The following is a 12,430-nucleotide window of genomic DNA, read 5'->3' as shown; positions in this document are numbered from 1 at the left end:
GCACCGTCAGCGCTCAGCCGGGGCGGCTGGTCAGCACACGTCCCAGCGAGAAGGTCAGGACGCCGGCCAGGACGACGCTCAGGAGGCCTACGCGCAGGCTGGTCTGGTCGGCGATCAGGCCGACCAGTGGGGGCGACAGCGAGAAGCCGCCGCGCAGGAGCCAGCTCACGATGGTCAGGCCGGTGCCTTGGGCGAGGCCGGGGATCTCGTCCGCCGTCTGCATGGTGGCCGGGACCAGGGTGGCCACGCCCAGGCCGGCCAGGGCGAAGCCGATCAAGGCGGTGGGGACCGAGGGGAAGAGCAGGGCGGCGCCCATGCCGATCGCCGCCACGGCGCCGCCGAGGCGGACCACCGTGCGCTGGCCGAAGCGGTCGACGACGCGGTCGCCGGTCAGGCGGCCGAGGGTCATGGCGACCTGGAGGGCCACGAAGGCCAGGCCGGCGGTGGCGGCGGTGGTGTGCAGGTTGCCCGAGAGGTAGAGCACGCCCCACGAGGCGCCGGCGTCCTCGACCAGGGCGCCGCAGGCGGCGAGGATGCCGAGGATGGCCAGCATCCGTACGGCGGTGCCGGTCACAGCGCGCCGGGCGGCCGCGGGGGCGCCGGGAACGACCGGGCCGCGGGAGCGTTCGGCGTCTTCCGGGCCGGGGAGCATGAAGCGGAAGGCCGTCAGGGCGACGGCGCTGAACAGCAGCGCGGAGATGCCCAGGTGGACGGTCAGGGACAGGTCCAGACCGGCCGCGGCGGAGCCCATGAGGCCACCCAGGACGGCGCCGATGCTCCACACGCCGTGGAAGGAGTTGACGATGGAGCGGCCGTACAGGCGCTGCACGCGCAGACCGTGGGCGTTCTGGGCGACGTCGACGACCGCGTCGAGGGCGCCGACGACGAACATGGCGCCGGCGAAGGCGTACCACGTTGGAGCGAACGGCAGCAGAAAAGTCGCCGCGGCCAGCAGGACGATGCCGGGGGCGGCGACGCGGGCGGAACCGAGGCGGCGGATGGCCGCGGCGGCCAGCAGACCGGCCAGGAGCGCGCCGAGCGGCATGGCCGCGATGGCCGTGCCGAGGACGGCGTTGGTGACCCCCAGATCGGCCTTGATCTGCGGATATCGGGGCACGACGTTGGCGAAGAGGGCACCGTTGGTCAGGAACACCGCGGCCACGGCGAGGCGGGCCCGGCGGGCCTGGCGGGTGGGTGCGGCCGGGGCGAGGAGCGTCATGCGTACGAGCGTACATACGATGTGTACGCCTGTACATATGAAATTTAACCGCCGTGTGCGTCACTTGCCGCCCCATCCATGTGATCATGCTCCGACACAAGAGCGTGGGGAGGATTCGGCGTGGGTATGACCTCGCTGGTGTCGGCGGTGCGGTCGCAGGTTTTCGGACTGCTCGCCCGCAGATTCGCGGGCGGTAACGGGCCCTACGCGGGGCTGGCGATGCTCCCCGACAAGCTGTTGTGGCCGCTGCACCGCGACGGCCTCGACCCGGTCGAGGAGATGGCCAAGCGCCGGGACCGGGAGCCGGTCAGCCGGCTGCCGCTGCCGCTGGGCATGCGCGGCTGGCTGATCACCGGTTACGAGCCGGTGCGCGAGGTGCTGGGCAGCCTCGACGGCTACAGCAACGACTTCGGCAAGTTCGCGGGCCGGGTCGGCATCAGCATCACGCAGGACCCGGGCGGGCTCGGGTTCGCCGACCCGCCGGTGCACACGCGGCTGCGCAAGGCCCTGACGCCCGAGTTCACCATGCGGCGGCTGAACCGGCTGCAGCCCCGGATCGAGGCCATCGTCGCGGCCCGGCTCGACGACATGGCCGCGAAGCCGGAGGTCGACCTGTGGAACGACTACGCGCTGCCCGTTCCGGCCCTGACGATTTGTGAGCTGCTCGGGGTTCCGTACGAGGACCGCGAGTACTTCCAGAAGCTGAGCACGGCCCGGTTCGACCTCGCCGACGGGGCCGGCGCGTCCCTGGACGCGGTGGGGGAGTCGCTGACGTACCTGGGTGGGCTGATCGAGAAGCAGCGGCGCGAGCCGGGCGACGGCTTGCTGGGCTCGCTGATCCGTACGCACGGAAGTGACATCGACGACCGGGAGCTGGCCGGTCTGGCCGACGGCGTCCTGACCGGCGGCCTGGAGACGTCGGCCAGCATGATCGCGCTGGGGTCGCTGGCGCTGATGACCGACCCGGCTCTGCGGGAGGGGCTGACGACGGATCCGGACGCGACGATCGAGGAGCTGCTGCGCTACATGACCGTGGTGCAAGTGGCCTTCCCGCGCGTGGCGATCCGCGACCACAAGGTGGCCGGCGTCGACATCCGCGCCGGCGATGTCGTGATCTGCTCGCTCAGCGGTGCTGACCGCGATGCTTCCATTGCCGGCGCCGAGCCCGACAAACTGGACGTGAAACGTCAACCCGGAAGGTCGCATCTGGCCTTCGGGTACGGCATTCACCGGTGCATCGGCGCGGAGCTGGCGCGGATGGAGCTGCGTATCGCGTACCCCCGGCTCTTTGATCGTTTCCCGGAGATGCGGCTGGCCGTGCCGGAGCGGGAGCTCACCTTCCGGCGCGCGTCGATCGTGTTCGGGCTGGACTCGCTGCCGGTCACCCTCAAATGAGAACGGGCCGCCCCGAGTGGGGCGGCCCGAAATCAGCGAAGGCGAAGGGTGACGTTGAACTTCGGCGACGCGGCCAGCTTGCGGAACGACGCGAGCGAGGCTGGCGAGCTGTCGATGCTGATGTCGCGGTCGCCGAACAGGTCCTTCTTCGTGTCGAAGTAGACGATCGCCTTCACCTTGGGGCGCTTCGCCAGCTCCGGCAGCACGGAGTCGAACTGCTTGGACTTGTTCACGACCTTGCCCACGCGGTGGTAGGCGCCCCATTCGGCCACCATGATCGGCTTGGCCGCGTGCTTGGTGGTCGCCCACGAGTAGAAGCCCTCGCCGCCCTTGGCCTTGCGGTCGAGCAGGTCGGCGAAGACGCCGGCGTGGTAGTAGTTCTGCTCCGAGGAGACGTACGAGTCCAGGCCGATCCAGTCGACGACGTCGTCACCCGGGTAGAGGTCCTTCCACCACGACTGCGCCATCCACTTCTCGTTGCCCATGTACGCGACCACGTTGATCATGTTGCTCAGGCCCTTGGACTTGAGCCGCTTGATCACGTGGCGGTACGACGCGGCGAAGTCCTTGGCCGTCATGCCCGAGGCGGCGTCGGTGCGCACGTCGTCCTCCGGCTCGTGGTTGAGCACGAGGAAGAACTTCTCCGGCATGGTCGCCTTGACCCGCGCGGCGAACGCGTCGATCCGGGCGTCGAGCTTGCCGGCGGCGACGTTCTTCCAGGTCGAGCCGTACTCGACGCGCCAGTTCAGCAGCAGCGCGCGCGGCTTGTTCTTGTCGCGGACCATGGCGATCTCGGCCGCGGTCGGGAACTTCTCGTCGCCCTTGTGGTACGTGTGGAAGATCGAGGAGGTACGCCCGGACTTCTGCTCCCAGGTCTTGAGCTCCTGGTCACGCGGCAGGGTGCTGAAGCCGCCGGCCGCCGCGCCCCACAGGACGCCGCAGGACGGGACGAGCTTGGCGTCGGTCACGCACTTGCTCGCCGGCGCGGCCGCCGGCGTCGTCGCGCCCTGCGCGGCCATCGGCCCGGCGAGCGCCGCACCGAGACCGGCCACGAGCGCGGCCAGCGAGTACATGGACTTCCGCAGCATTGAATCTCCCCCTGTTGTCCGGCCGTTGTCGGCCGGGCATGAGAAGAGATTCCAGGGCGTGCGGTGCGTGACCGGTGCCCGTGACGGTGCGGCCCGGTTGCTCTCGCCGGGACCCTCGGTCGTGCCCCTGAGATCGGCGGCGCGCAGGCTTGCTTGAGAAGAAAAAGATCAGAGCCACGCCCGTACGAGCGTGAAGGCGCCCTCGCCGTTGTCAGCCACCACATCGTCGGCCAGATCGGCGATCGTGACCGCCCGCAGGGCGGCGCGCCAGGCCTGGTCGGCCGCGTTCATCGCACGGAAGACCGGGCACGGCTTGTCGCACGCCTCGGGCGGCGTGGCGAGCGGGCCGCGCTGGCGGATCTCCGTACAGACGAAGGCGGGCTGGGCCCCGTCGACGGCCTCGACCACGTCGAGCACGGTGATGCTCGTCGCCGGCCGGGCCAGCTCGTAGCCGCCGGCATGACCCTGCACGGACCGGATGATCTCGGCCCGGGACAGCGCCTGCAGCTGTTTGGCCAGGTAGCTGGCGGAGACGTCGTGCAGCTCGGCCAGCCGGGCGGCGGGCACGGGGCGCTCGGCCGCGTTGAGCACCACGGCGCAGTGCAGGGCCCACTCGACCCCGCCGGACATCTTCATGGTCACATCCTACTTGACTCGGACAGGACGTATCCGAGTAGAGTCGTCTCGGACAGAAGATATCCGAGTTAGGGGTAGGCAATGAAGATCGTGGTCATCGGGGGCACCGGGCTCGTCGGCAAGAAGCTCATTCCGCTGCTCACCGCGGCCGGGCACGACGCCGTCGCCGCGTCGCCGTCGACCGGCGTCAACACGGTGACCGGGCTCGGCCTGGACGAGGCCCTGACCGGCGCCGACGTCGTGGTCGACGTGACCAACGCGCCCTCCTGGGGCGACGACGAGGTGCTGGCGTTCTTCCGGACGTCGGCGGCCAACCTGGGCGCGGCAGAGGCCAAGGCGGGCGTACGCCACCACATCGCCGTCTCCATCGTCAACTGCGACCAGATTCCGGACAGCGGGTACATGCGGGCCAAGGTCGCCCAGGAGAAGGAGATCCGCGAGTCCGGGGTGCCGTTCACCATCCTGCGGGCCACCCAGTTCTTCGAGTTCCTGCCCGGCATCGCCGACTTCTCCACCACCGACGGCGTGGCCAGGCTGAGCACCGCCCGGTTTCAGCCGGTGGCGGCCGCCGACGTCGCCGCGACGCTGGCCACCCTCGTGGCGGAGGGCCCGACCGGCGGAGTCGTCGACCTGGCCGGCCCCGAGGCGGGCACGCTGGCCTCGTTCGTGCGCCGCTACCTCGAGGCCAAGGGCGACCAGCGCGAGATCGTCGAGGACCCGGCCGCCGGCTACTTCGGCGCGACCGTGGAGTCCCTCGCTCCCGCTGCCGGCAGCGGCGCCCGCATCGGCGCGATCAGCTTCGAGAAGTGGCTGGGCTAAGCTCCCCACATGATCACGACGCCCCTGTTGCGCCCCACGCGCGGCCGGGCCGTCTTCGGCGACCACTCCTTCCGCCAGGACTTCTACCAGTAGCGACGCCTGCGCTCGCCGGCCATCGTCCTACTTGCGGAAGAAGAGTCCCGTCATGACCCTGATCGACCTGCACCGTCACCTGGAAGGCTCGCTGCGAGTCGCCACGATCCTCGAGTTGGCCCACCGCGACGGCCACCCCCTCGCCGCCGCGCCCGACCCCGAGGACCTGCTGGTGGCCCGAGCCCCGCTGGGCGGCCTCGTCCCGTTCCTGGACAAGGTCGACGCCGCGCCGTCCGCCTTCCCGCACCCCCACGACTGGGAGCGGGCGGCCGCCGAGGCGGTGCGGGACGCCGCCGATGACGGCCTGGGCTACCTGGAGCTGCGGTTCAGCCCGTGGTTCATCCGCCGGGAGACCGGCCTGGCGCCCGAGGCCGTCATCGACGCGGTCACCTCCGGCGTCCGTACGGCCTCGCTCGAGACCGGCCTGCCGGTAGCCCTGATCGGCATCCGGCTGCGCGACCTAGGGCCCGCGGCCGGCGAGGCCCAGGTGGACACCCTGCTGTCCCGCCGCGACGCCTTCTGCGCCGTGGACCTGGCCGGCAACGAGGCCGGCGTCCCCGCCGTCGACTTCGCCCCCGCCTTCGCCAAAGCCCGAGACGCCGGCCTGCACGTCACCGTTCACGCGGGCGAGGCCGCCGGCCCGCAAAGCGTCTGGGACGCCATCACCCACCTGGGCGCCGAACGCATCGGCCACGGCGTCCGCGCGGTCGAGGACCCGGCCCTGCTGGAGCACCTGGCCGCCCGGGACATCACGCTGGAGGTGGCCCTGACCAGCAACCTGCACACCAGCGTCGCCCCAAGTTACCGAGAGCACCCCCTACCCCGGCTCCTCGCCGCCGGCGTGCCGGTCGCCCTCGCCACCGACGATCCGCGCGCCTCAGCCATCACCCTCTCCGGCGAGTACGCCACGGCCCGCACCGAACTCGGCCTGACCGCCGCCGAGATCGAAGCCATCGAGGCCTACGCCCGCAAAGCCGCTTTCGCCCACCCGTAGGCCCAGCCGTCCCGGGAGCGCCCACGACGCCGCGTCGTCAATATGGACGCCCCATCGTCAATGCAGACCCCGGGGTGACGGTCTTGTGGGCTCGGCCGGGATGCCTGCATGGGCGCCGTGTACCTGGAGTGCGGGCTCCGCCGTGTGCTGTCCCGAGCGGCGCAAGTGGCCGGCGACCTGGGTGGGATTTCGTGAAATGCACGCCATGGCCTCAAATGCGGGGCTCGGGTGGCGGCCGCTCCGCGCGCCGCATCAAGGCAGGTCGGTGGGCGATCGCCTGGGTTGGCGGGCGATAGGCGGCCCGGCCTTGAGTTTCTGCCGGGCCCGGGCGGGTGGTGGGGTGCGGTCGCTGGAGGTCAGAGGCCGAAGACGTGGCCCAGGCCGGTTACCTCGATGGCCTTCTGGACCGGTGGGGAGGGCTTGGCCAGGGTGAAGGTGACGCCGTGGGCGGCGGCGGTGTTGCGGGCGCTGACCAGGGCGCCCAGGCCGTAGGAGTCGATGAAGTCCAGGCCGGCTACGTCGATGCGCAGGTAACGGCAGGCGGGGTCGGACGCGATGGTGGCCAAGGCGTCGCGGACGTCGTCGGCGCGGTCGAGGTCGAGCTCGCCGGCCAGGGAGGCTACGACCAGGCCGTCGGGATCGGCTGGTTCGTGGAGGATCGTGGCTTCCATCGGCATTAGCGAGATGCTACCCGCCTGCCTCCACCCCGGCACGACAGGAAGTCACCCTCCGGCGTGCCTCTCCGTCCGGCGATCGCACCGTCACGGAGCGCGGCGGCAGCGGGTGGCTATGCGGGGTGGGCCAGGGCCTGGTGGACGCTGCGGACGGCGCTGGCGCCCTCGCCTACGGCGGCGGCTACGCGCTTCATGGAGTCGGTGCGGACGTCGCCGGCGGCGAAGACGCCGGGGAGGCTTGTTTCGAACGGGAGAGGGGGGCGGGTGGTGCCGGTCCAGCGGCCGGCCAGCTGGACGTCGGTGGGGATGAAGCCGTTCTCGTCGAGGGCGACGTTGGTGAGCCAGGCGGTGGCCGGCTCGGCGCCGATGAAGCAGAACAGGCCGAAGCAGCCGCAGGGGGCGGCGTCGCCGGAGCCGCGCTCGGTGAGGGTGATCTCCTCGAGGCGTTCGGTGCCGCTCAGTGACGTCACCTCGGTTGCCGTCTGCACGGTGATGCGCGGGTCGGCCAGGATGCGCTCGACCAGGTAGTTCGACATGTCTTTGGTGAGGGTGTCACCGCGTACGGCCAAGGTGACGTGACCGGCGTGCCGGGCCAGATAGATCGCCGCCTGGCCGGCGCTGTTGGCGCCGCCGACCACCGTGACCGGCAGTCCCGAGACTGCCTTGGCCTCGAGGTCGGTGGCGGCGTAATAGATGCCGGCGCCGACGAAATCGGCCCAGCGGCCCAGCGGCAGGTTGCGGTAGGCGGCGCCGGTGGCGATCAGGACCGTCCGGGTGGGGATCTCCGTGCCGTCGACCAGCGTGATCAGGTGGGTGCCGTCGTCGCGGGGAGTCAGCGAGGCCACGCCGCACGGGCTGCCCAGGTGGGCGCCGAACTTCAGCGCCTGCACCACGGCCCGGGCGGCCAGGGCCTCGCCGCTGAGACCGAACGGGAAGCCCAGATAGTTCTCGATGCGTGAGCTGGCGGCGGCCTGGCCGCCGGTGGCGACGGCGTCGAGCAGCACTGTTTCGAGGCCCTCGGACGCGCCGTAGACGGCGGCGGCCAGGCCGGCGGGACCGGCGCCGACGATCGTCAGATCGGCAACACCCTCGGGGGTACGCCGGTAGGTGAGCCCCAGGGAGTGACTCAGGGTTCCTGGGTTGACGTTGCGTAGCGTCATCCGGGGCGTGATGGCGGCGGGCAGGTCGGCCGGTGACAGGTCGGCCGAGGCCGCGATCTGGGCCGCCTCGGCGGTGCCGGGCTGCAGCCAGCGGTACGGCAGGTCCTGGCGGATCAGGAACGTGCGCAGGGCCAGGCCCTCGGCGGTGGCGTCGTCGGCCACCACGTCGAGGTTGTGCGCGGCCTTGCTGACCAGCAGCTGGCGCCGGGCCAGGAAAGCCCGCAGCAGGACGTCGCTGAGCTCGGTGTCCTGCGCCATCAGGCGGCGGAACTCGGCCGGGGACACCCGGTGCACGACCCCGTCGGCGGTGACGTGCGCGGTCAGGATGCGGTTCTGGCCGGTCAGCAGGTTGAGCTCGCCGACGAACTGGCGCGGGCCGGCGTGCAGGATCGACTCCCGGTCGTGGGTGTTGCGCAGCACGTCGGCCGACCCCGACTCGATCAGGATCAGGTCGCCGTCGTCGTCGCCCACGTCGAACAGGACGTCGCCGGCCCGGACCGGCTGGGGGTGACCGTACGCGATCGCGCGCGCGAACTGCTCCTCGTCCAGCGCCACCCAGGCGGCGGCCGCTAGCTCCTCGAACTGATCCCCGAGCTCCGGGAAGGGCGTCACCATCGGCGAATGTTCGCATTGCCGGGCGCACGACTCAAGGTCACGGACGACACAGGCACCCCGGTGTCGGGGCCACCGGCGTACATCCGGTATTGTTCTCCTCAGCGCGGACGTAGCGCAGCTGGTAGCGCATCACCTTGCCAAGGTGAGGGTCGCGAGTTCGAATCTCGTCGTCCGCTCTCAACGAAAAGGCGCCCCCTTGCCGGGGCGCCTTTTCGCGTTAATCCGACAGCCCCCACCTGCGCCGATGCGACTAACGTCGGAGTGCATGGATCCAGTGGCGGGCCGCGGCGGTCCCGCACGCGTGATCGTCTGGGCCGCGCACCTGGCCGCCCCGATGGTGGGTCTCTGGCTGCTGATCGCCCGCCCCGCCCTCGACGGGCACTGGCATCACGACCCCGCCCACTTCTGGTTGGTCCTCGTGGTGGCGGCAACCAGCCTGACGCTGGCCGTGATGGTGAACGAGGCGGCCCGGCGCCGCGCCGACATCCGGCTCTTCCTGGTCGGACTGTCGTTCCTGGTCGCGGCGGCCCTACTCGGGCTGCACGCGCTGGCCACGCCGGGGGTGCTCCTCGACGGGCCCAACAAGATCTTCGAGTACGCGTCGCCGGTCGGGCTGGCCGCAGCGGCCGTGCCGGCGGCGGCGTCCGCGCTCGAGCTGCCGGCCGGGCTGATGCGCTGGGCCGGTTTGCTGCGGGTGGGAGCGCTGCTGCTCGCGGGGCTGCTGGCCGTGGTGGCGCCGTCGACCGAGGCGCTCGCGCTGATCGCGTTCGGGCTGTTCGCGGTGCCGGCGATCCGGTACTACGCGCTCTACCGGGAGCGGCGGGCGGTCATGCTGCTGTCCGTGCTGACGGCGTTCGTGCTGCTCGCGGAGTCGGCGGTGGCCATGGCGGTGGGGCGCAACTGGCACGCGTCCTGGTGGGAGTGGCATCTGCTGATGGCGGCCGGGTTCTCGTACGTCGCATACAGCGCCTGGGTCCAGTACCGCAACGAGGGCGCGGCGACGGGGCTGTTCACCGCGGTCGGCACCGAGTTCACCGTGCGGCGGCTGCGGGCGTCGTACGGGACGGCGCTGGAGGCGCTCGTGGAAGCGCTGGGTCACCGTGAACGCGGCACGCTCACCGAGGCGGGAATGACCGCCACCACGGAGCGGCTGGCCCGCCGCTTCGAGCTCACGGAGGGTCAGACAGCCGTGCTCACCCGGGCCGCCGACGCCCTGGCCGGTGAACGCGATCAGATCCGCAAACTGGACGCCCTGGTGGCGGTGAGCCGGGACGCTCGGGTGCTGGTCTCCGACGCCGACCTGCTGGAGGGTGCGGTGCGGCGGATCGCGGGCACGTTCGAGCACTACACCGTCCGGATCGGACTCGTCGAGGACCACCAGCTGATCTTCCGCGACGCCGCGGCGGGTGGCCGGCGTGACTTCGAGTGGGCGGCGGCGGAGGGCGCCATGAAGGGCCGGGAGCCGGTCGTCGACGCGTACGGCAATGTGGTCCTGCCCTTGATCGTCAAAGGGCACGCGGCCGGGGTGCTGGTGGCGGGGCGGGGCGGAACGGCGCCGGAGCGGGATGTGGCGTTGCTGGCGTCGCTGGCCGGGCAGCTGTCGATCGCGCTGGAGAACGCCCGGTTGTACCGGCAGCTCGACGTGTTGTTCCGGCAGTACATGTCGCCGGACGTGGCCACCGCGCTGGTCGCCGATCCGTCGCAGGCGGCCCTCGGCGGGGCGGTGGTCGAGGTGACGTCGCTCTTCGCCGATCTGCGGGGTTTCACGACGTTCTCGGAGGAGTCGACGCCGGGGGAGATCGTCGGGATGCTCAACGAGTACTTCGACGTGGCGACCAAGGTCGTGCTCGGGCAGTGCGGGACCGTGGTGCAGTTCCAGGGGGACGCGCTGATGGCGTTGTTCAACGCGCCGGCCCGGCAGGCCGACCACGCGCTGCGAGCGGCCCGGGCCGCGCTGATGATGCAGTGCGCGGTCGACAAGATCGCGGCGGGCCGGCCGGGATGGCCGCGGTTCCGGGTCGGCGTCAACACCGGTGAGGCGCTGGTCGGCAACATCGGCGGGTCGGAGCTGCGCAACTTCAACGCGATGGGGGACGCGGTGAACGTCGCGGCCCGGCTCGAAGCGCAGGCGGCGCCGGGACAGGTGGTGATCGGGGCGGCCACGCTCGACCGGATCGGGCCGCCGGCCGTGGTCACGCCACTGGGCGACCTGATGGTGAAGGGGCGCCGGCAACCCGTTACGGCGTACGTGCTGGACGGCCTGCGGGAGGAGGGCACGTGGCGCTCGTGACCGACCCGGGGGAGTTCCTGGGCGAACTGGCCGGCGAGGAGGTCGACGCGCTGTTCCGCTGCGGGCAGCGCCGGCGGTGGCCGTGCGGGGCGACCTTGTTCAGCGAGGGCGACCAGTCGATGACGGTGGTGTTCGTCCTGTCTGGGCGGGCCAAGGTGTTCTCGCTGACCGCCCAGGGCGGAGAAGTGCTGCTGGCCATCCGCGGGCCGGGGGCGCTGCTGGGGGAGATGTCGGCCCTGGACGGGGCGCCGCGCTCGGCCTCGGTGGCGGCACTCGAACCGCTCGAGACGCTGGTCGTGCCGGTGGCTGGGTTCCTGAGGTTCCTGAGCGACCATCCGCCGGCCGCGATGCGGATCGTCCGGATGATCGTGGCCCGGCTGCGCGACTCGGACCGCAAACGGGTGGAATTCGGCACGTACGACACGCTCGGCCGGGTGGCGCTGCGATTGGTGGAGCTGGCCGAACGCTTCGGCGCGTCCGGCGAGAGCGGCGTGCAGATCACCGTGCCGTTGAGCCAGGACGAGCTGGCCGCCTGGACCGGGTCGTCGCGTGAGTCGGTCACCAAGGCTCTGCGGACGTTGCGGCGGCACGGGGTCATCACTACGCAGCGCCGGTCGGTGTCCGTGCTGGATTTGAATCTATTGCGCGCTCGCGCCCGCTGACCGGCACCGCTGACCGTTCGGGCGCGATTGCGGCTGGCGCGTCTTGTCGTCGAGCAGGGCTGGTCACCCGCGCGAGCGGCCGAACGCTATGACGTGTCCTAGCGCACCGCGAACAAGTGGGCACAGCGTTACCGAGCCGAAGGCGAAGCCGGCCTGGCTGACCGCTCGTCACGACCGCGCCGGCAACCCCACCGCACCCCGGCGCCCGTGGTCCGCAAACTCCTGCACCCGCGGCGTAAACGTCGCCTCGGCCCGGTCCCGATCGCCGACCAGCTCGGCCTGGCCGCCTCCGGCCGGCGCCGCGGCGACTACGAACCAGCCATCGGCACCGCGTTCGTGCACACCGTCATCGACGATCATTCCCGCGTCGCCTACGCCGAGATCCACGACGACGAAACCGCGATCACCGCCACCGCGTCCTGCGCCGCGCCGCTGCCTGTTCAACCAACGCGGCGTCACCGTCCACCGGGTGCTCTCCGACAACGGCTCGGCCTACAAATCCCGCCTCTGGGCCTCGACCTGCGCCGAACTGGGCATCACCGCTAAGAAAACCCGGCCCTACCGGCCACAGACCAACGGCAAGATCGAACGCTTCCACCGCACCCTGGCCGACGGCTGGCCTTCACCAAGTTCTGCTCCTCGGAAAAAGCCCGCCGCGCCGCACTACCGGCATTCCTCCACGACTACAACCACTGTGAGTCTTGGGGTGGCTGGTCTGGGACCGGCTGGCAGGGTTAGCGGCGGCCGCGTCGCCTCGGGTTGTGACTCATACAATCATTCGCCCC

Annotated in this window: 10 protein-coding genes, 1 tRNA gene and 1 pseudogene; 7 read left to right on the top strand and 5 right to left on the bottom strand. The window is 71.2% G+C overall.

Annotated features, from left to right (window positions below; all coding sequences use genetic code 11):
* Positions 1 to 13: 13 nt before the first annotated feature.
* On the bottom strand, positions 14 to 1,219 hold the full coding sequence (locus tag AB0J66_RS27735; protein ID WP_364666408.1) for an MFS transporter: 1,206 nt from the start codon (positions 1,217 to 1,219) through the stop codon (positions 14 to 16).
* Between the two features lie 126 nt (positions 1,220 to 1,345).
* On the opposite strand from AB0J66_RS27735, the gene AB0J66_RS27730 reads away from it, so the two are divergent.
* Positions 1,346 to 2,614, top strand: coding sequence for a cytochrome P450 (locus tag AB0J66_RS27730; RefSeq protein WP_364667068.1), 1,269 nt, complete (start codon positions 1,346 to 1,348; stop codon positions 2,612 to 2,614).
* Between the two features lie 32 nt (positions 2,615 to 2,646).
* Here AB0J66_RS27730 and AB0J66_RS27725 read toward each other — a convergent pair whose 3' ends face one another.
* Together AB0J66_RS27725 and AB0J66_RS27720 are read right to left on the bottom strand one after the other, a co-directional pair.
* Positions 2,647 to 3,702 carry a glycosyl hydrolase gene (locus AB0J66_RS27725; RefSeq protein ID WP_364666405.1) on the bottom strand — a complete coding sequence of 352 codons (1,056 nt, stop codon included), beginning with the start codon at positions 3,700 to 3,702 and terminating at the stop codon, positions 2,647 to 2,649.
* A gap of 168 nt (positions 3,703 to 3,870) precedes the next feature.
* A complete protein-coding gene (locus tag AB0J66_RS27720; RefSeq protein WP_364666402.1) occupies positions 3,871 to 4,338 on the bottom strand; it encodes an Rrf2 family transcriptional regulator in 468 nt (155 codons plus the stop codon).
* A gap of 81 nt (positions 4,339 to 4,419) precedes the next feature.
* Between AB0J66_RS27720 and AB0J66_RS27715 the strand changes: the two genes are divergently transcribed.
* Positions 4,420 to 5,157, top strand: a complete 738-nt coding sequence (locus AB0J66_RS27715) for an SDR family oxidoreductase (RefSeq protein ID WP_364666399.1) — start codon at positions 4,420 to 4,422, stop codon at positions 5,155 to 5,157.
* Between the two features lie 145 nt (positions 5,158 to 5,302).
* On the top strand, positions 5,303 to 6,244 hold the full coding sequence (gene add / locus AB0J66_RS27710; RefSeq protein ID WP_364666397.1) for an adenosine deaminase: 942 nt from the start codon (positions 5,303 to 5,305) through the stop codon (positions 6,242 to 6,244).
* Between the two features lie 356 nt (positions 6,245 to 6,600).
* Here the strand turns inward: add and AB0J66_RS27705 are convergent, their stop codons facing one another.
* Together AB0J66_RS27705 and AB0J66_RS27700 are read right to left on the bottom strand one after the other, a co-directional pair.
* On the bottom strand, positions 6,601 to 6,921 hold the full coding sequence (locus AB0J66_RS27705; RefSeq protein WP_364666394.1) for an STAS domain-containing protein: 321 nt from the start codon (positions 6,919 to 6,921) through the stop codon (positions 6,601 to 6,603).
* A 110-nt stretch (positions 6,922 to 7,031) separates the two neighbouring features.
* Positions 7,032 to 8,693 carry an FAD-dependent oxidoreductase gene (locus AB0J66_RS27700; protein ID WP_364666391.1) on the bottom strand — a complete coding sequence of 554 codons (1,662 nt, stop codon included), beginning with the start codon at positions 8,691 to 8,693 and terminating at the stop codon, positions 7,032 to 7,034.
* A gap of 103 nt (positions 8,694 to 8,796) precedes the next feature.
* Here AB0J66_RS27700 and AB0J66_RS27695 point away from each other — a divergent pair.
* The 4 genes and pseudogenes from AB0J66_RS27695 to AB0J66_RS27680 form a co-directional block, all read left to right on the top strand.
* A tRNA-Gly gene (locus tag AB0J66_RS27695) sits at positions 8,797 to 8,869 on the top strand.
* 89 nt (positions 8,870 to 8,958) lie between these two features.
* Positions 8,959 to 10,983: an adenylate/guanylate cyclase domain-containing protein gene (locus AB0J66_RS27690; protein WP_364666388.1), complete on the top strand. Its 2,025-nt coding sequence runs from the start codon at positions 8,959 to 8,961 to the stop codon at positions 10,981 to 10,983.
* On the top strand, positions 10,971 to 11,645 hold the full coding sequence (locus tag AB0J66_RS27685) for a Crp/Fnr family transcriptional regulator (protein ID WP_364666386.1): 675 nt from the start codon (positions 10,971 to 10,973) through the stop codon (positions 11,643 to 11,645). Before AB0J66_RS27690 ends, AB0J66_RS27685 begins: the two co-directional genes overlap by 13 nt.
* 9 nt (positions 11,646 to 11,654) lie before the next feature.
* A pseudogene (locus tag AB0J66_RS27680) lies at positions 11,655 to 12,338 on the top strand (IS481 family transposase); the annotation flags it as partial.
* Positions 12,339 to 12,430 lie beyond the last annotated feature (92 nt).

The organism is Actinoplanes sp. NPDC049598 (assembly GCF_040675435.1).
Lineage (GTDB): Bacteria > Actinomycetota > Actinomycetes > Mycobacteriales > Micromonosporaceae > Actinoplanes.
This window is presented reverse-complemented; position numbering and strand designations above follow the sequence as displayed.

Coding starts and splice junctions, on each gene's coding strand:
- AB0J66_RS27735 (WP_364666408.1), bottom strand. CDS start 1,219: ATGACGCTCCTCGCCCCGGCCGCACCCACCCGCCAGGCCCGCCGGGCC.
- AB0J66_RS27730 (WP_364667068.1), top strand. CDS start 1,346: ATGACCTCGCTGGTGTCGGCGGTGCGGTCGCAGGTTTTCGGACTGCTC.
- AB0J66_RS27725 (WP_364666405.1), bottom strand. CDS start 3,702: ATGCTGCGGAAGTCCATGTACTCGCTGGCCGCGCTCGTGGCCGGTCTC.
- AB0J66_RS27720 (WP_364666402.1), bottom strand. CDS start 4,338: ATGAAGATGTCCGGCGGGGTCGAGTGGGCCCTGCACTGCGCCGTGGTG.
- AB0J66_RS27715 (WP_364666399.1), top strand. CDS start 4,420: ATGAAGATCGTGGTCATCGGGGGCACCGGGCTCGTCGGCAAGAAGCTC.
- add (WP_364666397.1), top strand. CDS start 5,303: ATGACCCTGATCGACCTGCACCGTCACCTGGAAGGCTCGCTGCGAGTC.
- AB0J66_RS27705 (WP_364666394.1), bottom strand. CDS start 6,921: ATGCCGATGGAAGCCACGATCCTCCACGAACCAGCCGATCCCGACGGC.
- AB0J66_RS27700 (WP_364666391.1), bottom strand. CDS start 8,693: ATGGTGACGCCCTTCCCGGAGCTCGGGGATCAGTTCGAGGAGCTAGCG.
- AB0J66_RS27690 (WP_364666388.1), top strand. CDS start 8,959: ATGGATCCAGTGGCGGGCCGCGGCGGTCCCGCACGCGTGATCGTCTGG.